The 20604-nt window shown below is 53.2% G+C and carries 24 protein-coding genes and 1 pseudogene; 8 read left to right on the forward strand and 17 right to left on the reverse strand.

All coding sequences use genetic code 11. From position 1 onward, the window contains the following. The 10 genes and pseudogenes from EA14781_RS23480 to EA14781_RS15210 form a co-directional block, all read right to left on the reverse strand. On the reverse strand, positions 1-72 hold a 72-nt coding region (locus EA14781_RS23480; protein WP_001568368.1), incomplete at its 3' end, for an IS1 family transposase. 48 nt (positions 73-120) lie between these two features. After that, positions 121-246: pseudogene (locus EA14781_RS25260) on the reverse strand (GntR family transcriptional regulator); the annotation flags it as partial. A gap of 198 nt (positions 247-444) precedes the next feature. After that, entirely contained in the window at positions 445-846 is a 402-nt protein-coding gene (nikR, locus tag EA14781_RS15175; protein WP_001190062.1) for a nickel-responsive transcriptional regulator NikR, read from the reverse strand. A gap of 5 nt (positions 847-851) precedes the next feature. Then, positions 852-1658: a nickel import ATP-binding protein NikE gene (gene nikE / locus EA14781_RS15180; protein WP_000173676.1), complete on the reverse strand. Its 807-nt coding sequence runs from the start codon at positions 1656-1658 to the stop codon at positions 852-854. Further along, positions 1655-2419, reverse strand: a complete 765-nt coding sequence (gene nikD, locus EA14781_RS15185) for a nickel import ATP-binding protein NikD (protein ID WP_001136252.1) — start codon at positions 2417-2419, stop codon at positions 1655-1657. The genes nikE and nikD overlap by 4 nt, the downstream gene beginning before the upstream one ends. Further along, positions 2419-3252: a nickel ABC transporter permease subunit NikC gene (nikC, locus tag EA14781_RS15190; protein ID WP_001008958.1), complete on the reverse strand. Its 834-nt coding sequence runs from the start codon at positions 3250-3252 to the stop codon at positions 2419-2421. The genes nikD and nikC overlap by 1 nt, the downstream gene beginning before the upstream one ends. Continuing rightward, on the reverse strand, positions 3249-4193 hold the full coding sequence (gene nikB / locus EA14781_RS15195; RefSeq protein WP_000947070.1) for a nickel ABC transporter permease subunit NikB: 945 nt from the start codon (positions 4191-4193) through the stop codon (positions 3249-3251). The genes nikC and nikB overlap by 4 nt, the downstream gene beginning before the upstream one ends. Continuing rightward, entirely contained in the window at positions 4193-5767 is a 1575-nt protein-coding gene (nikA, locus tag EA14781_RS15200) for a nickel ABC transporter substrate-binding protein (protein WP_000493134.1), read from the reverse strand. Before nikA ends, nikB begins: the two co-directional genes overlap by 1 nt. A 110-nt stretch (positions 5768-5877) precedes the next feature. Beyond that, a complete protein-coding gene (acpT, locus tag EA14781_RS15205) occupies positions 5878-6465 on the reverse strand; it encodes a 4'-phosphopantetheinyl transferase AcpT (protein WP_000285797.1) in 588 nt (195 codons plus the stop codon). A gap of 54 nt (positions 6466-6519) precedes the next feature. Beyond that, the gene (locus tag EA14781_RS15210; protein ID WP_002460257.1) at positions 6520-7569 is read right to left on the reverse strand and encodes an AI-2E family transporter; all 1050 of its coding nucleotides are present in this window, start codon (positions 7567-7569) and stop codon (positions 6520-6522) included. Positions 7570-7667: 98 nt separating this feature from the next. Between EA14781_RS15210 and EA14781_RS15215 the strand changes: the two genes are divergently transcribed. After that, positions 7668-8918 (forward strand): MFS transporter, encoded by a 1251-nt coding sequence (locus EA14781_RS15215; RefSeq protein ID WP_002460255.1) that lies wholly within the window; start codon positions 7668-7670, stop codon positions 8916-8918. 3 nt (positions 8919-8921) lie between these two features. Here the strand turns inward: EA14781_RS15215 and dcrB are convergent, their stop codons facing one another. After that, the gene (gene dcrB / locus EA14781_RS15220) at positions 8922-9479 is read right to left on the reverse strand and encodes a phage sensitivity protein DcrB (protein ID WP_001245288.1); all 558 of its coding nucleotides are present in this window, start codon (positions 9477-9479) and stop codon (positions 8922-8924) included. 73 nt (positions 9480-9552) lie between these two features. Beyond that, a complete protein-coding gene (locus EA14781_RS15225) occupies positions 9553-10218 on the reverse strand; it encodes a 7-cyano-7-deazaguanine/7-aminomethyl-7-deazaguanine transporter (RefSeq protein WP_000991080.1) in 666 nt (221 codons plus the stop codon). Between the two features lie 219 nt (positions 10219-10437). Here EA14781_RS15225 and tusA point away from each other — a divergent pair, with 219 nt between their 5' ends. Next, positions 10438-10683 (forward strand): sulfurtransferase TusA, encoded by a 246-nt coding sequence (tusA, locus tag EA14781_RS15230; protein ID WP_000130623.1) that lies wholly within the window; start codon positions 10438-10440, stop codon positions 10681-10683. Between the two features lie 136 nt (positions 10684-10819). After that, on the forward strand, positions 10820-11128 hold the full coding sequence (locus EA14781_RS15235) for a hypothetical protein (protein ID WP_000385053.1): 309 nt from the start codon (positions 10820-10822) through the stop codon (positions 11126-11128). Between the two features lie 59 nt (positions 11129-11187). Here the strand turns inward: EA14781_RS15235 and EA14781_RS15240 are convergent, their stop codons facing one another. The 3 genes from EA14781_RS15240 to EA14781_RS15250 form a co-directional block, all read right to left on the reverse strand. Beyond that, positions 11188-11685, reverse strand: a complete 498-nt coding sequence (locus EA14781_RS15240) for a DUF2004 domain-containing protein (protein ID WP_000973633.1) — start codon at positions 11683-11685, stop codon at positions 11188-11190. Between the two features lie 109 nt (positions 11686-11794). Continuing rightward, complete coding sequence (zntA, locus tag EA14781_RS15245; protein WP_000106986.1) at positions 11795-13996, reverse strand: Zn(II)/Cd(II)/Pb(II) translocating P-type ATPase ZntA; 2202 nt, start codon at positions 13994-13996, stop codon at positions 11795-11797. A gap of 73 nt (positions 13997-14069) precedes the next feature. Next, positions 14070-14696 (reverse strand): lysoplasmalogenase, encoded by a 627-nt coding sequence (locus EA14781_RS15250; protein ID WP_000964704.1) that lies wholly within the window; start codon positions 14694-14696, stop codon positions 14070-14072. A 140-nt stretch (positions 14697-14836) separates the two neighbouring features. Here EA14781_RS15250 and EA14781_RS15255 point away from each other — a divergent pair, with 140 nt between their 5' ends. Next, positions 14837-15196 (forward strand): DUF2500 domain-containing protein, encoded by a 360-nt coding sequence (locus tag EA14781_RS15255; RefSeq protein ID WP_000042881.1) that lies wholly within the window; start codon positions 14837-14839, stop codon positions 15194-15196. A 2-nt stretch (positions 15197-15198) separates the two neighbouring features. Here the strand turns inward: EA14781_RS15255 and EA14781_RS15260 are convergent, their stop codons facing one another. Further along, positions 15199-15468, reverse strand: a complete 270-nt coding sequence (locus tag EA14781_RS15260) for a DUF1145 family protein (RefSeq protein ID WP_001329804.1) — start codon at positions 15466-15468, stop codon at positions 15199-15201. Beyond that, positions 15458-16054: a 16S rRNA (guanine(966)-N(2))-methyltransferase gene (gene rsmD, locus EA14781_RS15265; protein ID WP_000743177.1), complete on the reverse strand. Its 597-nt coding sequence runs from the start codon at positions 16052-16054 to the stop codon at positions 15458-15460. The genes EA14781_RS15260 and rsmD overlap by 11 nt, the downstream gene beginning before the upstream one ends. Before the next feature lie 152 nt (positions 16055-16206). Here rsmD and ftsY point away from each other — a divergent pair, with 152 nt between their 5' ends. The 4 genes from ftsY (at position 16207) to rpoH (ending at position 20542) form a co-directional block, all read left to right on the forward strand. Next, a complete protein-coding gene (gene ftsY / locus EA14781_RS15270) occupies positions 16207-17721 on the forward strand; it encodes a signal recognition particle-docking protein FtsY (protein ID WP_001040612.1) in 1515 nt (504 codons plus the stop codon). Between the two features lie 2 nt (positions 17722-17723). Continuing rightward, a complete protein-coding gene (gene ftsE / locus EA14781_RS15275; protein ID WP_000617720.1) occupies positions 17724-18392 on the forward strand; it encodes a cell division ATP-binding protein FtsE in 669 nt (222 codons plus the stop codon). Next, positions 18385-19443, forward strand: coding sequence for a permease-like cell division protein FtsX (ftsX, locus tag EA14781_RS15280; protein WP_001041994.1), 1059 nt, complete (start codon positions 18385-18387; stop codon positions 19441-19443). The genes ftsE and ftsX overlap by 8 nt, the downstream gene beginning before the upstream one ends. Positions 19444-19687: 244 nt before the next feature. Then, positions 19688-20542 carry an RNA polymerase sigma factor RpoH gene (gene rpoH, locus EA14781_RS15285; protein WP_000130217.1) on the forward strand — a complete coding sequence of 285 codons (855 nt, stop codon included), beginning with the start codon at positions 19688-19690 and terminating at the stop codon, positions 20540-20542. The last annotated feature ends 62 nt before the right edge of the window (positions 20543-20604 follow it).

Here is a 20604-nt window from a genome sequence, read left to right on the forward strand (position 1 = left end):
GGTGCTTTTGCCGTTACGCACCACCCCGTCAGTAGCTGAACAGGAGGGACAGCTAATAGAAACAGAAGCCACTGGAGCACCTCAAAAACACCATCATACACTAAATCAGTAAGTTGGCAGCATCACCTGGTATTCCGAGGGAATGCGATCGTCTTCCACCAGATCCCCGGTATAAATACTTTCTCTTATCCATTCCACCACTTGTTGATAGAGCGGTATTTGGGACGATTTACTTAATGATTTCATGGCGCGCACCTGAACATTTACAGTTGTCCATGGACAATCATGGACAACTTCAAGCGTATAGTAGGTGAACAGGCGAAAAAGAGGATCGAAGCGTCTCACATTTTGGGGGACCTAATCGTGATCAAAAAAATGTGATGGAAGTCGATATTTGGCAGGATTTTACCGCGCCGCCAGAAAATTACGGCGCGTCGGGAGGAGTTAATCTTCCTTCGGTAAGCACTGCAAATGCCCGTGCCGCACGCCGCGCTGGGCGATAACGTCATCGGCAAAATGCTGCACGTCGCCCATGTCGCCCTTCAGCACGGCGATTTCCAGACAGTCGTCGTGATTAATATGCACATGTAGCGTGGCGACCGAGAGATCGTGGTGATGGTGCTGTGTGGAGACGATACGGCTGGCTAAGTCGCGTTTTTCGTGTTCATACACATAAGAAAGCACCGCGAAGCCTTGCGTGCCGTGTTGCTGGGTGGCCTCCTGGGCCAGGGCGCTACGCAGAATATCGCGGATCGCTTCGGAACGGTTGTTATAACCACGACGTTGGCTCAGGCTGTCCAGCGTCTCCAGTAAATCGTCATCAAGCGTGATGGTGACTCGTTGCATTTGCGTTAAACCTTTTCTGTGGCGCGACGGCGCACGGGGAATGCGGGTAATACCGCGTTTTGTAGCACACGTCCGGCGTCAGAGGAAAAGGTTAATTTGTCTCCCACCGCTTGCGTTTCGACAATTTGCCCGTTGTCCATGACCATCACTCGCTGGCAAAAACGTTCCACCAGACGTAAGTCGTGGGTGATGAACAGGCAGGCGGTGCCAAATTGCTGTTGCAGCTTTTTCAGCAGACGAATGACGCCCGCCTGTAATACGAGGTCAAGGTTAGAAACGGCTTCATCCAGAATCAGCAGTTTCGGTTCGACCGCCAGCGCGCGCGCCAGGCAGACGCGCTGGAGCTGACCGCCGCTTAACTGCGGTGGGCGTTTGTCGAGCACGCTATCGTCGAGATCGACCGCCTTCAGCATTTCGCTGGCGCGCGCCAGTTGCTCCGATTTTTTCAGCGATAACAGGTGGCGCATCGGTTCACGCAGGATCTCGCGCACAGTTTTACGCGGGTTAACGGCGCTGATAGAGTCCTGAAATACCATCTGAATATCACGGCGGAACGCTTTACGTTGCGCGCGATTGAGTTTCGCCAACGGTTCTCCGCGCCAGCTAATATTGCCCTGTGAGGGCGATTCTAAACCGACCAATAGCCGCGCGAGGGTGCTTTTCCCGCAGCCGCTGCGCCCCAGCAGGGCGACGGTTTCACCGCTTTTCAGAGTCAGAGAGACATTTTTCAGCACCGCCTGGTGCTGATGTTTACCACTGAATCCGCCGTGTGCATAATGGTGCGAAAGGTCGGAGACGTTAAGTAAAGTCATGATGCCAGCTCCATACCATAGAGGGCGAGGTGAGCGGAAACCAGGCTGCGCGTCACCGGATGTTGCGGTGCGTTAAACAGCGTTTCGACATCGCCCTGTTCGACAATCTTACCGTGCGACATTACCGCCACGTCGTCCGCCAGACGGGCTACCACGCCCATATCATGAGTGACCAGCAACATCCCCGGCGCTTGTTTTTGCATAATGCTTTCCAGCAGATCGAGGATGCGCGCCTGCGCTACTACGTCAAGGTCTGTGGTCGGTTCGTCGGCGATGATAAACGGTGATTCACACAGCACCGCCATCGCAATCATCATCCGCTGTAACATGCCGCCGCTCATCTCGAACGGGTACAGCTTCAGCACGCGCGCGGCGTTTTCCAGCCCCACGGCTTCTATGGCGGCGGTAAGCGTAGCGTCATCGGCGGGTTTCCCTAACGCCAGGCAGGTTTCCCGCGCGTGGGTGAGCATGGTATGCAGCGGATTAAAGGCGCTGCGCGGGTTCTGCATGATGGTGGCAATTTTGATGCCGCGCAGGGTGCAGGGGGAAACCGGTTTGCCATCGGCTAAAATTTCCCCTGCCGTCTGGCGAACGCCTGCGGGCAGAATGCCCAGCGTCGCGGCGCAGGTTAATGATTTCCCGCTGCCGCTGCCGCCGACTAATGCCAACACGCGCCCACGTTTCAGCGTTAATGATACGCCGTGCACTAGCGGTTGCACGGCCTGTAGCGCGATATTACGTAGTTCAATCTGTTGCGGCATTAGTGTGCGTGCTCCGTCACCAGATGAGGGTCCAGATGATCGCGCAGTGCGTCACCCACCTGGTTAAAAGCCATTACGCTGATAAACAGCGCCAGCCCCGGCCAGAACATTTGCAGCGGCTGGGTCCAGATATACTGGCGCGCGTCGTTAATCATCACGCCCCATTCGGCGGTCGGCGCGGTCACGCCGAGGCCGAGGAAGGACATCCCCGCGACGTGCAGCATCATATGGCCGATATCCAGCGTTGCCAGCACCAGCAACGAGGGGATCACTGCGCCTGCCAGATGGTCAACAAATACCCGCACATGGCCCGCGCCGGACAGCCGTGATGCCAGCACAAACTCGCGCTGACGCAGTGAAATCACCAGGCTTCGCACCATACGCGCATACCACGCCCAGTGCGACAGGGCGATGGCGATAATCACGTTAGTCAGCCCGGTGCCGAGCACGCCGACCATAAAGAACGACAAAATCGAGGTTGGGAAGGTCATAAACATATCCGCGACGCGCATGGTGGCCTGATCAACGCGCCCGCCAATCAGCCCGGCGCTGCCGCCAATAATCAGCCCTAATGTCAGCACCAACAGCAGGCAGGCCATTACCGAGCCGAGCGACACGCGGGTCGCTGCCATCAGCCGCGAGAAAATATCGCGCCCTAAATGATCGGTGCCCAGCCAGTGCTGCGCATCCGGCGAGAGCAGGCGCGACGGCAAATCAATAGCCTGAGGGTCATACGGTAGCCACCACTGGCTGGTGAGCGCAATCAGCGCCAGCAGGGCGATAATGATTAGCGCCAGGCGAACCGACCAGCGGGAGGAGAGGAAAAAGTTCACGCGTGCGCTCCTTCATGACGACGAATACGCGGGTCCAGCGCGGCGTTGAGCAAATCGACAATCAAATTACAGACCACAAAAACCACCACCATCATCAGCGTAAAGCACTGAATCACCGGATAGTCACGGTTAAAAATCGCCGACACCGCATAGCGCCCGACGCCCGGCCAGGCAAAGATGTTTTCGATAATCATCGTCCCGCCGATCAGTTCGCCGATGTGCATCCCCACGGCAGTGATCATCGGCAGCGAGGCATTGCGCAGAATATGGCGGCGTTCGGTCTGTTTGTCGCTCAGACCGCGTAGCCGCGCCCAGGTGACATGACGCTGACCGGCGACGTCCAGCATACTGGCGCGCAACAGGCGAGCGTTTATCGCCAGCGACATAAAGGCGATGGAAACCGCAGGTAAAATGATGTGCTGCCAGCCGCCGTAACCCATCGCGGGCAGCCATTGCAGATACACTGAAAACGCCATCACCAGCAAAAACGCCAGCCAGAAGTTAGGCATCGATACGCCGAGAAACGCGATGAAACGGACGGCGAAATCGGGCAGGCGATCGCGATGGCGCGCCGCCCAGATGCCGAGCGGCACGGAGGTGAGGAGAATTAACACCAGCGCCGCACCCGCCAGCTCCAGCGTTGCGGGCAGGAAGTTCAGCATATCGTCCAGCACCGGGCGTTGGCTGGCGAATGAGATACCGAAATCGAGATGCAGCGCCTTCCACAGCCAGGTGCCGTACTGTACGTATAGTGGCTGATCCAGCCCCAGCATGGTGCGGGTAGAAGCCAGCATTTCCGGCGTCGGCGGCAGGTTAGACAGACGCAGATAATCGAGCGCCGGGTCACCGGTGCCGAGGCGCAGCATCAAAAAGATGATCACCGAGGCGGCGAGCACCATCGGGATCAGCAGCAGAAAGCGGCGTAATACGTAACGCAACATTAAGGTTTCACCGGTTTAATCTGTTCGAACGGGATTTCGGTGGCGATCGGCGCATAGGGGATGTTGCCCAGTTCCGGTTTTGATACCACCATCATTGAGATGTAGCTGATAGGCAGATAAACCGCCTCGTCATGCAGACGGGTCAGAATGTCGCGATACAGCGCCTGACGTTGCGTTTCGTCATGGGTCGCCAGCACTTCGCCGATCTCTTTATCAATCAGCGGCTTGTCGGCTAATCCTTGCTGTGCCTGGAAGTCGGCGTGCGACGGTACGCGCATCGAACTCAGGAAGGCGTGGGGATCGTACGGCGCGCCCCAGGTACGGTGGAAAATCATGCCAAAACGCCCGTCGCGCTGACGCGCGTAGATACTGCTCTCTTCTTCGCCGATCAGCGTGACATCCGCGCCAATCTGGCGCATATCAGCCTGAATGATTTCCGCCATTGATTTGCTTAACGCATCGGTGCCGATAAACGACAATTCAATGCGCAGCGGCTGACCGTTTTTCTCGCGGATATCTTTGCCTGCTGGCAATGTCCAGCCTGTTTTTTCCAGCAACGCTTTCGCTTTCTGCGGATCGTACTGGCGCGGTTTCAGGCCGAGATTAGCGTAAGGCACTGAAGGGGCAAACAGAGTGTCGGCAACTTGTTGGGTGCCATACAACGCGTTATCAATCAGCGATTTTTTGTTCACCGCGTAGTTGAGCGCTTCACGTACTGCCAGCTCGTTGGTGGGGGCTTTGGCAGTGTTGAGCGCCAGCATCACGGTTTCGATCGGCTGTGACAGTTGGGTGTGGTAAGCCGGATTCTGGCTAAAGCGGGCGAAGGTATCGAGCGGTAATAATCCTTCGTTACCGTACAGCAAGTCGATATCCCCGGTTTCAAATGCCACCGCACGGGTGGTTGGGTCCGGGATCACTTTGAAAGTGATCTTTTTAATCGCAGGTTTTTCACCCCAGTAGTTTTCGTTACGGATAAAGACATCGTATTGATTCAGTTTCGATTCCTGCAAAACCCACGGTCCGGTGCCAATCGGCGCTTTTATCCCGTTCATGGTTTCGTGATTTTTAAATTGTGACGGGGCGATAAAGCGGAAAGGACGCGGTAGGGCAAGTTCTTGCAAGAATGGGTAGTAAGCACTTTTCAGCGTGATTTGCAGCTCGTTTTTACTGAGTGCTTTGGCATCAATAATCTGATTTGCCAGTTCCAGCCAGGCGTGACGCTGACGATTATCGAGCACCGCGCGGAAGTTTTCTGCTGCGGCCTCGGCATCGAACGGCTCGCCGTTGGAGAATTTCACGCCATCACGCAGGGTGAAGGTCCAGGTTTTACCATCTTGCGAATGGGTCCAGCTTTTTGCCAGCCACGGGATCACCGAACCGTCTGCCTGGTATTTCACCAGTGGTTCATAAACCATGCTCTGAGCGAACATCTGGTTAGGCGTGTAAAGGTGCGGGTTTAATGGCCCGACGTTTACCGGCCAGGCGGTGGTGATTTCATCTGGTGCAGCGGCATGGACGATAAAAGACGCACAAGCCAGCAGCGCAAATAAAGTGCGGCGGAGTGTGGAGAACATGGTAACCCCAATGGATTAAAATAGATGGCGGAAATAAGTATGACGATTTTAAGTATTCGTCATACTTATTACCTGTTCTGGATCAATAGATGGGCAGTCGGATGGGCGGATCAGTTAACTGAATCGATCCATTGCACACTATCGGCGGTGAGCGTAAAGGGAGTAGGTGTGCAGATCGCCAGACTTAAATTTTCAATCTGACAATGGCTGAGCGACAGCGAGGATTGATAGGTGCTGTCTACGCTGACGATTTGCCAGGCGCTGCCGCCGCGCTGTTTAACGATGGCTTCTTTGCGCGTCCAGATGCGCCAGAATACTTCCAGTTGTTGGTCAGGATGTGCGGCATCCATTTCAACGTGTTCCCCGAGGCTGAATACCGCGTTTGCCAGCCAGCGCCAGTTTGCGCGTGGGCGAATCACTTCGATATCGCAGCCGACTTCCCCTTCATCACTCAACAGCAGGGCGATATCGTCACCGCTATGGCTTAAGTTGAACCAGAGTGGGGTGTCCGGCGTGAATGCAGGTTTGCCTTGTTCACCGTAGATAATGTCCGGCAGTGGCGAAAGTGCGCGAGAAAGTAACGCGCGTCCCGCCAGCCAGCGTTCGCGTCGTGGACCTTGCGGTGCTTGCTCACGTAAAGCTGGTGACAGTGGAGCTGCGCTTAGGGTAGAAACTTTCCCCAGAACTATCCGATACATATCAGGGCCAACGTTTAATGGAAAATGAAAGTGCGTATCGTAACACTTGTCGCCTCATCCCGGTAACCGACTTTTCGGTCTGCCTGGCCCCAGTAAAATCGCCAGTTTGCTGCCGCCTTTCGTGGTTTCCATCCAGATTTTACACACGCTGGTTAATGGCACCGAGAGCAGCATTCCGACCGGACCGAGCAGCCATCCCCAAATCAGCAATGAAAGAAATACCACCAGGGTGGACATCCCCAGCCGATGGCCCATCATCCGTGGTTCTAAAATATTGCCGATAACCATATGGACAACTAAAAATAGCGCACCGACCAGAATGCATTCATAAACGCCATTAAACAGCAGTACCTGGATCATTGGCGGTACGGCGGAGAGTACCGCGCCGATATTGGGAACATAGTTGAGTAAAAATGCCAGCACCGCCCACATCAACGCGAACTGTACGCCCATCAGCGCCAGTCCCAGCCAGACGATCACGCCTGTCCATAAACTGAGTAGCGTCTTTAAAGCCAGATAATGCGAAACGCCTTTTAATGCGCGATGCAGTCCAGCGATGTGGATCTGCGGATTATTCAACGCAAAGCGCATTTTGTAAGGAACGTGGCGTACTTCAAACAGCATAAATACTACGGTCATCACCAGCAGGAGCACACTCGCCATGGCTCCAGAAAGCCCGGTCATTAATGCTGTGGTGAACGTTACCAGCTTTTCTGAGTCCATTCGCTGAAGCAGCTTTTCCGGTGACATATGTAGGTTAAGGAAAGGCAATATCTCCTGTAATTTAAAGAGCTTACGTGTCAGCTCCTGATTAAATTTCGGCAGCATAGAGATAAATTCGTTAAACGATGCCGCCAGCACGCCAACCAGTGCGGTGAGTGCGATTAGCATCACCACTACCACGATGGTAATGGCGATGGGGCGTCGGACTCCTCGACGAATAAACCAGTTGACCAGAGGGTTGAGAATGATGGCGAAAAAGAGCGCCAGTAACAATTGCACAATGATATCTGCCGCAGCGTGAATACCCGCGAGGATCACCACCAGAGAGGCCAGTTTCAGCAGAATATGCATACCCGTTTTATCGGGTTGAGGAGTATCCATCGGGGCTTCCCTGTGGCTTTTGCTATTAAGTGTAGCGGGAGTCACGCCAGCGATATTCTGATTCTTACTGCTGATTTTCACGCTAACCCGTGGTAAAAATGAAACACTGTTGCAAAAATGTGGTGATCCTCATGCCTGAACCCGTTGCCGAACCTGCGCTAAACGGATTGCGCCTTAACCTACGCATTGTCTCCATCGTCATGTTTAACTTCGCCAGCTATCTGACTATCGGGTTGCCGCTCGCCGTATTGCCGGGCTATGTCCATGATGTGATGGGCTTTAGCGCTTTCTGGGCGGGGCTGGTTATCAGTCTGCAATATTTCGCTACCTTGCTGAGCCGTCCTCATGCCGGGCGTTATGCCGATTTGCTGGGGCCAAAAAAGATTGTTGTCTTTGGCTTGTGCGGCTGTTTTTTAAGTGGCCTGGGATATCTTCTGGCTGGGTTAACCGCCAGTCTGCCGATTATCAGTCTGTTACTCCTTTGTCTGGGTCGCGTGATTCTGGGGATTGGTCAAAGTTTTGCCGGAACGGGATCAACGCTGTGGGGCGTTGGCGTGGTTGGTTCGTTGCATATCGGGCGGGTGATTTCGTGGAACGGTATTGTCACTTATGGGGCGATGGCGATGGGCGCACCGTTGGGCGTGCTGTTTTATCACTGGGGCGGTTTGCAGGCGCTGGCGTTAATCATTATGGGCGTGGCGCTGGTTGCCATTCTGTTGGCGATCCCGCGTCCAACGGTAAAAGCCAGCAAAGGCAAACCACTGCCGTTTCGTGCAGTGCTTGGGCGCGTCTGGTTATACGGCATGGCGCTGGCACTGGCTTCCGCCGGGTTTGGCGTCATCGCCACCTTTATCACGCTGTTTTATGACGCGAAAGGTTGGGACGGTGCGGCCTTCGCGCTGACGCTGTTTAGCTGTGCGTTTGTCGGTACGCGGCTGTTATTCCCTAACGGTATTAATCGCATCGGCGGCTTAAACGTGGCGATGCTCTGCTTTAGCGTTGAGATTATCGGTCTGCTGCTGGTCGGTGTGGCGACCCTGCCGTGGATGGCGAAAATCGGTGTCTTACTGGCGGGGGCGGGTTTTTCGCTGGTATTCCCGGCATTGGGCGTAGTGGCGGTAAAAGCCGTTCCGCAACAGAATCAGGGGGCGGCGCTGGCAACCTATACCGTGTTTATGGATTTATCGTTGGGCGTCACTGGGCCGTTGGCTGGGCTGGTGATGAGTTGGGCAGGCGTGTCGGTGATTTATCTGTCGGCGGCGGGGCTGGTGGCAATCGCGCTATTGCTGGCGTGGCGATTAAAAAAACGGCCTCCGGTGGAAGTTCCTGAGGCCGTCTCATCATCCTAAAAATTACTGAATAACCAGCGTATTAATGATGTTTTCTGCGGTAGTCTGCGCTTTTTGCTGATTGTCAGCAGGCAGCGTGATTTGCATGGTCAGCAGTTGATTGCCCACGTTACCCAGAATGACGGAAGAGTACGCCGTCTGGCCTTTCGCAGAGATAATGCTGTCTAATTGCTGCATTTTATGACCTTTCAGCTCAATGGCTTTGTTGGTCACTACTTGCAGTTGTGGATCGCGGCTACGTTGCTGGTCTTCCAGACGTTTCGCCAGCACCGCCAGATCTTCTTTCGGATCATCGCCCATAATGACAATCACCGCTTTCTGCCCAGTGGCATCTGACCAGACGTGCATGTTATTGGCCTGCGTTCCCAGCTTACCGCTCTGGTCGGTCATATCCGCTGGCAGCGAGAAACTCAACTTGCCATCAAGCAGGTTGACGGGATTCCCGACAGCGTTACTTTCCGCGACAGTACCCTCCGCAGTAGCGTTAGTGTCTTTATCATCACAGGCCGCAAGCCCCATAACCAGCAGGCCAATTCCGACATATTTAACCAGATTGCGCATTGACTTCTTCCTTATCGATAAACGGCCATAACGGCTCATTCATCCATCTTATCACAACTCTGATAACGAACCTTTAACTCGCCTGCAAAGCGTTGATTTCGGATTTATCTGCCAGTCTTTTCAATAGCATATTGAGTAATACGCCATACATTGGCAGGAAGAAAACAATGCTGATTAACACTTTGAAACAGTAATCGACCAGCGCGATTTCCATCCAGTGTTCAGCCATAAAGGCATCCGGGCTGCGCCAGAACGCAATGAAGAAGAAGGCCAACGTGTCGCTGACGTTACCGAACAGTGTGGAAGCCGTCGGCGCCAGCCACCAGTGACGACTCTGGCGCAGGCGGTTAAAGACGTGCACGTCGAGGATCTGTCCCAGCGCGTAGGCCATGAAGCTGGCGGTAGCGATACGGGCAACAAACAGGTTGAAGTGGGCGAGCGCGCCGAATCCCTGCCATGAACCCATATAAAACAGCGATGAGATAACGTAGGAGATCAGCAGTGCGGGGATCATTACCGCAAAGATGATGCGACGAGCCAGCGGTGCGCCAAAAATACGCACGGTCAGGTCGGTAGCAAGAAAAATAAACGGAAAGCTAAATGCGCCCCAGGTAGTGTGAAAACCAAAAATGGAGACGGGAAGCTGAACCAGATAGTTACTGGAGGTAATCACCAGCAGGTGAAATAACGATAACCAGAACAACGCCTTATAGCGCTGAGTTTGTGAGAAAGCGTTCATATTGTACCTTTTTGATTAACCATTGGGGTGAGGGAACCCAATACGTACGACACGTCTATTATCTTAATAGAATAACGTGCTTACCCTTTTTCGAGCCGCCGCATGATACTGCTTTACGTTGACAATGCAATGGTTAATTTTCACGCAATCGTTAACCTGGTTTGCTTACAGACTCACAGGGCGTAAACTAGCGCCGTTTTTTTATATGATGAGAAGAAAATGACCGATCTCTTTTCCAGTCCCGACCATACTCTTGATGCGCTTGGCCTGCGTTGCCCGGAACCGGTGATGATGGTGCGTAAAACCGTGCGCAATATGCAGCCTGGCGAAACATTGCTGATTATTGCTGACGATCCGGCGACGACCCGCGATATTCCTGGGTTTTGTACCTTTATGGAACACGAACTGGTTGCTAAAGAGACGGACGGACTGCCTTATCGTTATTTGATTCGCAAATCGGGTTAAGGTGGATCACCGCAAGTTCCTCTTCTCAGGGGGCGAGGGGGACCGATCGCGCTCAATATTGCGGCTTGCAATCGGTTTGTAGGACGGATAAGGCGTTCACGCCGCATCCGGCAAGTAAGTGTAATGGAATACAGAAATGGATTATTTAATTCCAGTTTGTCTGGCATTGCTGGGATTAATCGCGATGTTCACCCCCAATTGGCTGCTCCCTGTTTTTATCGTCGTGGCGGGATGGTTGGGGTTACTTGCCTGGGGGGAACCCTGGCTAATGATTTTTTTACCTTTACTTAACGGCGTCGGGTTGGCTTATGCACTATGGTTGATGTTCAAAAGACCATTATTAGCATCCCGCCTGGTTGCTGCATTCAGTGTTATCTCTGTCATTCTGATGTTAGCGCTATATTATGCTTTCCTTACCATGCCGCCTTTCCCGGCCCAGCACTAAGCCTGGTATACGGAAATGATTCCAGAAGTGCCGCCGAGGGAATCCCGGCGGCAAAAGGCTTAACTTTCCCAGGTAATATCCAGTAATTCACCATGCTCGTCGAAGTTAAATACTAATAACTCATCCGAGACATCCTCTGGTACTCCATAATCCAGCGTCATTTTTAACGTACCGGGGGCAGGGGCTGCTATCCACATATGGACGCCACGTAAAGTAAGTTGGTTAGCACAAGCCTCGTGTGTAGGTGGGGTTATATTAAGCGATTGCAGTGTTTCAGTGTCGAGTTCATCTAAATGAAATTCAATAAACTCATCAACAAACACATTTGTTCCTTTCTTTTGGGTAAGTACATTGCGGATAACTTCAGTACATGCAGGGAGACTATCCAGCAGGGCAATAACTTTATCGACCGGGGTATTTGGTAGAACATCGCCAAAAATATTTAGCCAGACAGTGCGTTTCTCATTGTTAAGCGCAACGGTTACGTATTCCGCGAATCCTTCTGACTCATCAACATCGAGCCTTCCACAGTACTTTGAATGTAACGTAATCATCATCCATTGATTCCATTTATATGTTATTTAGTGAGATCCCGCGAAGTCCGTATTCGATAACTTCGCAGGACTCACCGTATATCATGGTCAGGATGGCAGCAATCCGAAAAGATTAGCTCTTTTTACGCAACAATCTTAACGCATTCGCCGTTACCAGCACTGTCGCCCCCGTATCTGCCAGCACTGCCAGCCACAGGCCGGTCATCCCTAAAAGCGTCGTGACGAGGAAAATGCCTTTCAACCCCAGCGCAATGGTGATGTTCTGGCGGATGTTGGCGTGAGTGGCACGCGCCAGTTCAATCATTTGCACCAGGCCGCGCAGGTGGTTATGCGTCAATGCCGCGTCAGCAGTTTCCAGCGCCACGTCTGTACCACTACCCATTGCAATCCCAATGGCAGCGGCTTTCATGGCTGGTGCGTCGTTAATGCCGTCACCCACCATCGCCAACGGTGCGCGCTGATTCAACGCCGTTACCGCTTTGACTTTATCTTCCGGCAATAATCCGGCTTTAAATTCCAGTCCCAGTTCCCCGGCAATCGCTGCCGCTGCGCGTGGATTATCGCCAGTGAGGATTACTCCTTTGACGTCCAGCGCATTCAGTTCACTGATGGCCGTCGCGGCATCGGCACGCAGGGTATCCTGCAAGGCAATCACGCCGAGTACCTGAGAATTGCGTACGACCAGCACCACCGTTTGCCCGGCGCTTTCCAGTTCGTTAATCAATGCGGCGAATGCGTCGGCAGGATGTTTCCCGGCAGCGCAAATCAGTACGCGCTCGCCGTTGACTTGCGCTTCAATTCCAGACCCGACCAGCGCCCGTTGCGATTCGGCGGCGGGAATGGTTAACCCGGCAACCTGCGCCTCGCGCACGATAGCTTGCGCCAGTGGATGCGTCGCACCTTGCTCTACGGCAGCAGCCAGCGCCAGCAGTTCAGATTCGCTAATGTCTGTTGCCGGATGAATCGCGGTTACGCGCGGTTTCCCGACCGTCAGCGTCCCGGTTTTATCAAATGCGACCTGAGTGACACGACCTAACTGCTCCAGCGCCGCACCACCTTTAATCAACGCGCCACAACGCGCCGCAGCCGCCAGCCCGGAGGTAATCGCTGCTGGCGTGGAGATAACCAGCGCGCACGGGCAGCCAATCAGCAGTAACGTCAGCCCTTTATAAATCCACTCCTGCCAGCTTGCGGCAAACAGCAGCGGCGGCACCAGTGTTACCAGCAAGGCGATCGCCATAATCGCTGGCGTGTAAATGCGGCTGAAACGGTCGATAAAACGTTCAATAGGTGCGCGGCGTTCTTCGGCTTCTTCAATCAGTTTCAGAATGCGGTCAATGGCGCTGGCGCCTGGTTCTGACAGCACTTCCAGGGTAACCAGACGGTCCACGCTGGTGGCGCCTGCAGGAACTTTATCGCCCGTCGCGCGCTCCACAGGAATGGATTCTCCGGTCAGGGCGCTTTCATCAAAACTGGCAAACGGTGAGAGCAGTTTACCGTCGGCAGGCAAACGCCCGCCCGCCGCAACTTCGATAACATCGCCTGGGCGCAGGCTGTTAATCGCGACTTCTTCGCGCTCGCCATTACGCAGGCGCGTGGCGGTTTCCGGTTTCAGTGCCATTAACGCGCTGACGCCCTGACGTGCTCGGTTGGCGGCCCAACCTTCCAGTCGTTCGCCAATCAAAAACAGCAATAACACCATCGCGGCTTCCGCCGTTGCACCAATAAACAGCGCGCCGATAGCGGCTACGCTCATCAATGTTTCGATGGCAAAGTAGCTGCCGGATTTAATTAACTGCAGTGCCTGGCGAGCAATCGGATACAAACCAACCAGTGTGGTGGCGATAAATGCCAGTTGTCCGAACGGATGGTTAAATTGCTCCAGTCCCCAACTAAGAACCATCATCACAATAAGCGTAATCAGCGGTAGATTCTCTTTCAGGCGTGATGCTTGCGGTTCTTCGGCGGTCTGTTCATCGCGCAGGGAATAGCCCGCTTTTTGCACCGCAGATTCAACCTGGGCGCGAATGTCATTGTCGGCATCCACCACCAGTTTTTCGGTGGCGAACAACACCTGTACCTGGTTCACGCCAGAAAGCTGGCGCACGGCATTTTCTACTTTGCGCGCACAGGCGGCACAGTCCATACCGCTGACTTTCCAGCTATAGCGGGTGCCGGAGATGTTTTCAGCGAGCGTTGGCGTGCTGGAACATGCGCCGTCGCAGCAACATTCATTGGCGTTCTGTGCCGTGGTTAGCGGTTTGAACGTGGCAAATTGAGGGGCTTTTTTGCCGTGATGGTAGGGAGTCGACATGGCATCCTCCGGTTAAGTATTTTCTCATTAACCGAAGGATACACTCTGGAGCCGACTCCAGAGTCAAGTTTTATCAGAGATACAGTGAGCGGACGATGAGGAAATGACCAGCAAAGTAGCACGCTGCGGTAATCGCATTATCCGCACGGAAGCGGCGGCGATAATGGCTACCCAGCCAGACAACGTTACTGATAAACAGTAGCGCCGTACCCATGAAGGCAGAGAGTGCCGGAGCGGTCGGGCGGAAGAACCATAGCTCGCCTGCCAGCCACACCATCACCAGCGTCATGCCGACAAAAGTACAGATAGGCCAACGGAACTCTTCCAGACGCGTCCAGATAATCGCCAGCAACAGCGCTCCCAGTATTAGCAGCACCAACGGTAGCGGCCAGAAAAAAGAGAATGTCATCTGGCTGGCGAAATAGATGGTGTACAGCAGGTGGGAGAGGAAAAACGCGCCGATGGCGTACATCAGGCGCTGGTGTGGTAACAGGGTTAAGGCATCGCCCAACAATGACGCGCACAGCCCCGCCAGCACCAGATAGCCGATAGCGTCAAACATTGGCGCTTGCCAGGCCAGCAACAACAGGAGAAGAAGAGTTAATGGCTTAAATACCCAGCGTTGCCAGGCCGGCCCACGATACGATGCATCCACAGATAGCCATGCGGAAAGACAGACAGCGATAAACGACCAAAGCATCTTAGTTCCTTGAATTCGTTATTTTTTCGTAAGCGGAATGCTTACGGTCTTGCCTCCAGTTTAGTGGCGAGGGTGGACGGATGACAACACCATAACTGGCAGGGTATGCTTATTTCCTCATTTTCCGATGAGGGATAACGATGAGTAAACCACCTCTTTTCTTTATTGTTATCATTGGCTTAATTATTGTCGCTGCATCATTTCGCTTTATGCAGCAGCGACGGGAAAAAGCTGATAATGATATGGCTCCGCTCCAGCAAAAGCTGGTGGTGGTGAGCAACAAGCGGGAAAAACCGATTAACGATCGCCGTTCGCGTCAGCAGGAGGTCACTCCGGCTGGAACCAGCATGCGCTATGAGGCAAGTTTCAAACCGCAAAGCGGCGGGCTGGAGCAGACCTTCCGCCTTGATGCTCAGCAGTACCACGCCCTGACGGTGGGGGAGAAAGGTACGCTGAGCTATAAAGGAACGCGCTTTGTCAGCTTTGTTGGTGAGCAATAACGCTATTTTTTAACTTTAAATTTCTTCTGCCAGATTAACAGTTCAAACACGCCGAAAAGGAAAATACGCACCTTTTCGGCGGTCGTCATCTGCGGGCCATCTTTCGGTAAGGTCGATTGCAATAGCGCCAGTTGCATACCATGCATCAGCACGGTAAAAATCAGCGCCACATTAACGAAAATATTCAGCGGGCGTGGGAAGGGCTGAAAAATATTAAGGATTAAAAATCCCCATACGCAGAGCATTAACAAGCGTCCAATATTAATCAGCATCACTTTCTCCTTGTGTTTCACGTTGATACAGGCGATAAGCAACCTGACCCGCCACCTTTTCGCGATATAACGACCAGTTTGCCGGAACGGTGGGCAGACCGTTTTCGACTTCGCTTTCGACATAAATCCAGGCTTCGTCAGCCAGCCAGCCGTTATCTTCCAGTAAATTAATCGTCTCTTCTAACAAGCCACGACGGAATGGCGGATCGACAAATACGATATTATGCGGCGTACCTTTTTGCGCCAGGAATGACATCGCATTACTGTTCACCACGCGTGCATTGCCTGCTTTCAGCGTCGCCAGATTTTTGATTAACTGCTGAGAAACTGTGCGCTCCATCTCAATCAGCGTAGCCCCCGCAGCGTAGCGCGACAAGGCTTCCAGCCCCAGTGCGCCGCTGCCGGCGAAACAATCCAGACATTGCGCATCAACAATGACTGGCGCCAGCCAGTTAAACAGCGTTTCACGTACGCGATCGGTGGTGGGGCGCAGACCAGGGCTATTCGGAACCGGGAGTTTACGGCCTCGCCACTGACCGCCAATTATGCGGATTTGGCCGCTGCCGAAATGATTCGGTTTTTTCATGACAATTTGCTCAATCCGCCTGTTAACACATACTTGCAGGCGGTGATGTGAATTAAGTTAAGTGATAGACTATTTCATCATTTTTATAGCTGCTATGTACATAGCGTCGTTAACGCTGTGCCATGAAGCAACAGCGAGGAGTGTAGTCGCAGATGGCGAAAGAAAAAAAACGTGGCTTTTTTTCCTGGCTGGGCTTTGGTCAAAAAGAGCAGACCCCGGAAAAAGAGACAGAAGTCCAGAACGATCAACCGGTTGTAGAAGAGACTGTTCAGGCGCAAGAGCCTGCGAAGGTCGCTGAACAGCCTACAGAAGAGCTGCCTCAGACACATACTGAAGCAGAGGCGGAAACTTTCGCTGCCGACGTCGTTCAAGTCACTGAACAGGTTGCCGAAAACGAAAAAGCGCAGCCGGAAGCGGTTAGCGAACCGGAAGTTATTGCAGAGCCGGAACCGGTAGTTGAATCTGAAGCCACACCTGAGCCTGTGGTTAGTGAGCGTGAAGAGCAACCGCTGCCGGAAGAAGTCAAAACCGAAGAGATTTCGCCAGAAGAATGGCAGGCAGAAGCAGAAACGGTGGAGATTGTCGACGCGGCGGAAGAAGAAGCGGCAAAAGAAGAGATTACCGACGAAGAGCTGGAAGCGCAGGCGTTGTCTGATGAAGCCGCAGAAGAGGCGGTGGAGCTTGTTCCTGCGGTAGAAGAAGAGCCGTTGGTTGAAGAAATTGCCCAGGAGCAGGAAAAACCAACCAAAGAAGGTTTCTTCGCGCGCCTGAAACGCAGCCTTCTGAAGACTAAAGAAAACCTCGGTTCAGGATTTATCAGCCTGTTCCGTGGCAAAAAAATCGACGATGATCTGTTTGAAGAGCTGGAAGAACAACTGCTCATTGCCGACGTAGGTGTGGAAACTACGCGCAAAATCATCACTAATCTGACCGAAGGCGCGACCCGCAAGCAGCTTCGCGATGCTGAGGCGCTCTACGGCCTGTTGAAAGAAGAGATGGGCGAGATTCTGGCAAAAGTCGATGAACCGCTTAACGTCGAAGGCAAAGCGCCGTTTGTGATCCTGATGGTAGGCGTTAACGGCGTGGGTAAAACCACCACTATCGGTAAGCTGGCGCGTCAGTTTGAGCAGCAGGGTAAATCGGTGATGCTGGCGGCGGGCGATACCTTCCGTGCGGCAGCGGTTGAACAGCTTCAGGTCTGGGGCCAGCGCAACAATATTCCGGTGATTGCTCAGCATACTGGTGCCGATTCTGCCTCTGTTATCTTCGATGCCATTCAGGCTGCGAAGGCACGTAACATCGACGTATTAATTGCCGATACCGCCGGACGTTTGCAGAACAAATCGCACCTGATGGAAGAGCTGAAGAAAATCGTCCGCGTGATGAAGAAGCTCGACGTTGAAGCCCCGCATGAAGTTATGCTGACAATTGACGCCAGCACCGGGCAGAATGCGGTAAGCCAGGCCAAACTGTTCCACGAAGCGGTTGGTTTAACCGGCATTACGTTGACGAAACTGGACGGTACAGCGAAAGGTGGGGTAATTTTCTCGGTGGCTGACCAGTTTGGTATTCCTATCCGCTACATTGGTGTCGGCGAACGTATTGAGGATTTGCGTCCGTTTAAAGCGGACGACTTTATTGAGGCACTTTTTGCCCGAGAGGATTAACAATGATTCGCTTTGAACATGTCAGCAAGGCTTATCTCGGTGGGAGGCAAGCGCTGCAGGGCGTGACGTTCCATATGCAGCCGGGTGAGATGGCGTTTCTGACCGGTCATTCCGGCGCAGGGAAAAGTACCCTCCTGAAGCTGATTTGTGGGATTGAGCGGCCCAGTGCTGGGAAAATCTGGTTTAGCGGCCATGACATCACGCGACTGAAAAATCGCGAGGTGCCATTTCTGCGTCGTCAGATCGGTATGATTTTTCAGGATCATCATCTGCTGATGGACCGTACCGTCTACGATAACGTGGCGATCCCGCTCATTATTGCCGGTGCCAGCGGTGACGACATCCGTCGCCGCGTGTCGGCTGCGCTGGATAAAGTCGGTCTACTGGACAAAGCGAAGAACTTTCCGATTCAGCTTTCCGGCGGTGAACAACAGCGTGTTGGCATTGCCCGCGCGGTGGTGAACAAGCCCGCGGTACTGCTGGCGGACGAACCGACTGGTAACCTGGATGACGCGTTGTCTGAAGGGATTTTACGGCTATTTGAAGAGTTTAACCGCGTTGGAGTAACGGTATTGATGGCAACGCACGACATCAACCTGATTGCACGGCGTTCCTATCGCATGCTGACCTTGAGCGATGGTCACTTGCATGGAGGCGTGCCCCATGAATAAACGCGATGCAATCAATCATATTCGGCAGTTTGGCGGGCGTCTGGATCGCTTCCGTAAATCAGTCGGTGGCTCTGGCGACGGTGGTCGTAACGCGCCGAAACGAGCGAAATCCCCGCCAAAACCGGTAAATCGCAAAACCAACGTTTTCAACGAACAAGTACGTTATGCGTTTCACGGCGCCTTGCAGGATCTGAAAAGCAAGCCGTTTGCCACATTTTTGACGGTGATGGTGATCGCCATCTCTCTGACGCTGCCAAGCGTTTGTTATATGGTGTACAAAAACGTTAACCAGGCGGCGACGCAGTACTACCCATCACCGCAAATTACCGTCTATCTGCAAAAAACGCTGGACGATGACGCCGCAGCGGGTGTGGTAGCGCAGTTACAGGCCGAGCAGGGCGTTGAGAAGGTCAATTACCTGTCGCGCGAGGATGCGTTAGGCGAGTTCCGTAACTGGTCTGGCTTTGGCGGCGCTCTCGATATGCTGGAGGAAAACCCACTTCCGGCGGTGGCTGTGGTGATCCCGAAACTGGATTTTCAGGGTACGGAGTCACTGAATACGCTGCGCGATCGCATCATGCAGATTAACGGAATTGATGAAGTACGAATGGACGATAGCTGGTTTGCCCGCCTGACGGCGCTAACCGGGTTGGTCGGACGTGTTTCGGCAATGATCGGCGTGCTGATGGTTGCGGCAGTGTTCCTGGTCATCGGCAACAGTGTGCGTCTGAGCATTTTTGCCCGCCGCGATTCTATTAACGTGCAGAAACTGATTGGTGCGACGGATGGTTTCATCCTCCGCCCGTTCCTTTATGGTGGCGCATTGCTGGGATTTTCCGGCGCATTGCTGTCATTAATTTTGTCGGAAATTTTGGTACTGCGTTTGTCATCGGCGGTTGCGGAAGTGGCACAGGTTTTCGGAACGAAGTTTGATATCAATGGCTTATCGTTCGATGAATGTCTGCTGTTGCTGCTGGTGTGTTCAATGATTGGCTGGGTGGCAGCGTGGCTTGCCACGGTGCAACATTTACGCCACTTTACGCCGGAATAATAAAAGCGTGCTATACTCTTTCCTTGCAATGGGTTCCGTAGCAGGGAAAGAGACCCCGTTGTCTCTTCCCGGTATTTCATCTCTATGTCACATTTTGTGCGTAATTTATTCACAAACCAGCATTGAACTTGTGGATAAAATCACGGTCTGATAAAACTGTGAATGATAATCTCGTTGCTCTTAAGCTCTGGCACAGTTGTTGCTACCACTGAAGCGCCAGAAGATATCGATTGAGAGGATTTGAATGACTGACAAAATGCAAAGTTTAGCTTTAGCCCCTGTTGGCAACCTGGATTCTTACATCCGGGCAGCTAATGCGTGGCCGATGTTGTCGGCTGACGAGGAGCGGGCGCTGGCTGAAAAGCTGCATTACCATGGCGATCTGGAAGCAGCTAAAACGCTGATCCTGTCTCACCTGCGGTTTGTTGTTCATATTGCTCGTAATTATGCGGGCTATGGCCTGCCACAGGCGGATTTAATTCAGGAAGGTAATATCGGCCTGATGAAAGCCGTGCGCCGTTTTAACCCCGAAGTGGGGGTGCGCCTGGTCTCCTTCGCCGTCCACTGGATCAAAGCAGAGATCCACGAATACGTTCTGCGTAACTGGCGTATCGTTAAAGTTGCGACCACCAAAGCGCAGCGCAAACTGTTCTTCAACCTGCGTAAAACCAAGCAGCGTCTGGGCTGGTTTAATCAGGATGAAGTTGAAATGGTGGCCCGTGAACTGGGCGTAACCAGCAAAGACGTACGTGAGATGGAATCGCGTATGGCGGCACAGGACATGACCTTTGACCTGTCTTCCGACGACGATTCTGATAGCCAGCCGATGGCTCCGGTGCTCTATCTGCAGGATAAATCATCTAACTTTGCCGATGGCATTGAAGATGATAACTGGGAAGAGCAGGCGGCAAACCGTCTGACTGATGCGATGCAAGGTCTGGACGAACGTAGCCAGGACATCATCCGCGCGCGCTGGCTGGACGAAGACAACAAATCTACGTTGCAGGAACTGGCTGACCGTTACGGTGTTTCCGCTGAGCGTGTGCGCCAGTTGGAAAAGAACGCGATGAAAAAACTTCGCGCTGCTATTGAAGCGTAATCCCACAACGCGTTGAGTTGTATCTGATAACCCCTGGATGTGAGTCCGGGGGTTTTTGTTGT

Source organism: Escherichia albertii NBRC 107761 = DSM 17582 (genome assembly GCF_000759775.1).
Taxonomy (GTDB): domain Bacteria; phylum Pseudomonadota; class Gammaproteobacteria; order Enterobacterales; family Enterobacteriaceae; genus Escherichia; species Escherichia albertii.

What these genes read in the sequence shown, in the direction of transcription:
- ftsX (WP_001041994.1), top strand. Translation starts at nt 18,385, where the DNA reads ATGAATAAACGCGATGCAATCAATCATATTCGGCAGTTTGGCGGGCGT.
- EA14781_RS15215 (WP_002460255.1), top strand. Translation starts at nt 7,668, where the DNA reads ATGAAACACTGTTGCAAAAATGTGGTGATCCTCATGCCTGAACCCGTT.
- tusA (WP_000130623.1), top strand. Translation starts at nt 10,438, where the DNA reads ATGACCGATCTCTTTTCCAGTCCCGACCATACTCTTGATGCGCTTGGC.
- EA14781_RS15235 (WP_000385053.1), top strand. Translation starts at nt 10,820, where the DNA reads ATGGATTATTTAATTCCAGTTTGTCTGGCATTGCTGGGATTAATCGCG.
- rsmD (WP_000743177.1), bottom strand. Translation starts at nt 16,054, where the DNA reads ATGAAAAAACCGAATCATTTCGGCAGCGGCCAAATCCGCATAATTGGC.
- EA14781_RS15260 (WP_001329804.1), bottom strand. Translation starts at nt 15,468, where the DNA reads ATGCTGATTAATATTGGACGCTTGTTAATGCTCTGCGTATGGGGATTT.
- nikA (WP_000493134.1), bottom strand. Translation starts at nt 5,767, where the DNA reads ATGTTCTCCACACTCCGCCGCACTTTATTTGCGCTGCTGGCTTGTGCG.
- nikE (WP_000173676.1), bottom strand. Translation starts at nt 1,658, where the DNA reads ATGACTTTACTTAACGTCTCCGACCTTTCGCACCATTATGCACACGGC.
- EA14781_RS15240 (WP_000973633.1), bottom strand. Translation starts at nt 11,685, where the DNA reads ATGATGATTACGTTACATTCAAAGTACTGTGGAAGGCTCGATGTTGAT.
- EA14781_RS15250 (WP_000964704.1), bottom strand. Translation starts at nt 14,696, where the DNA reads ATGCTTTGGTCGTTTATCGCTGTCTGTCTTTCCGCATGGCTATCTGTG.
- acpT (WP_000285797.1), bottom strand. Translation starts at nt 6,465, where the DNA reads ATGTATCGGATAGTTCTGGGGAAAGTTTCTACCCTAAGCGCAGCTCCA.
- EA14781_RS15225 (WP_000991080.1), bottom strand. Translation starts at nt 10,218, where the DNA reads ATGAACGCTTTCTCACAAACTCAGCGCTATAAGGCGTTGTTCTGGTTA.
- nikB (WP_000947070.1), bottom strand. Translation starts at nt 4,193, where the DNA reads ATGTTGCGTTACGTATTACGCCGCTTTCTGCTGCTGATCCCGATGGTG.
- ftsE (WP_000617720.1), top strand. Translation starts at nt 17,724, where the DNA reads ATGATTCGCTTTGAACATGTCAGCAAGGCTTATCTCGGTGGGAGGCAA.
- EA14781_RS15210 (WP_002460257.1), bottom strand. Translation starts at nt 7,569, where the DNA reads ATGGATACTCCTCAACCCGATAAAACGGGTATGCATATTCTGCTGAAA.
- nikR (WP_001190062.1), bottom strand. Translation starts at nt 846, where the DNA reads ATGCAACGAGTCACCATCACGCTTGATGACGATTTACTGGAGACGCTG.
- ftsY (WP_001040612.1), top strand. Translation starts at nt 16,207, where the DNA reads ATGGCGAAAGAAAAAAAACGTGGCTTTTTTTCCTGGCTGGGCTTTGGT.
- zntA (WP_000106986.1), bottom strand. Translation starts at nt 13,996, where the DNA reads ATGTCGACTCCCTACCATCACGGCAAAAAAGCCCCTCAATTTGCCACG.
- nikD (WP_001136252.1), bottom strand. Translation starts at nt 2,419, where the DNA reads ATGCCGCAACAGATTGAACTACGTAATATCGCGCTACAGGCCGTGCAA.
- dcrB (WP_001245288.1), bottom strand. Translation starts at nt 9,479, where the DNA reads ATGCGCAATCTGGTTAAATATGTCGGAATTGGCCTGCTGGTTATGGGG.
- EA14781_RS15255 (WP_000042881.1), top strand. Translation starts at nt 14,837, where the DNA reads ATGAGTAAACCACCTCTTTTCTTTATTGTTATCATTGGCTTAATTATT.
- rpoH (WP_000130217.1), top strand. Translation starts at nt 19,688, where the DNA reads ATGACTGACAAAATGCAAAGTTTAGCTTTAGCCCCTGTTGGCAACCTG.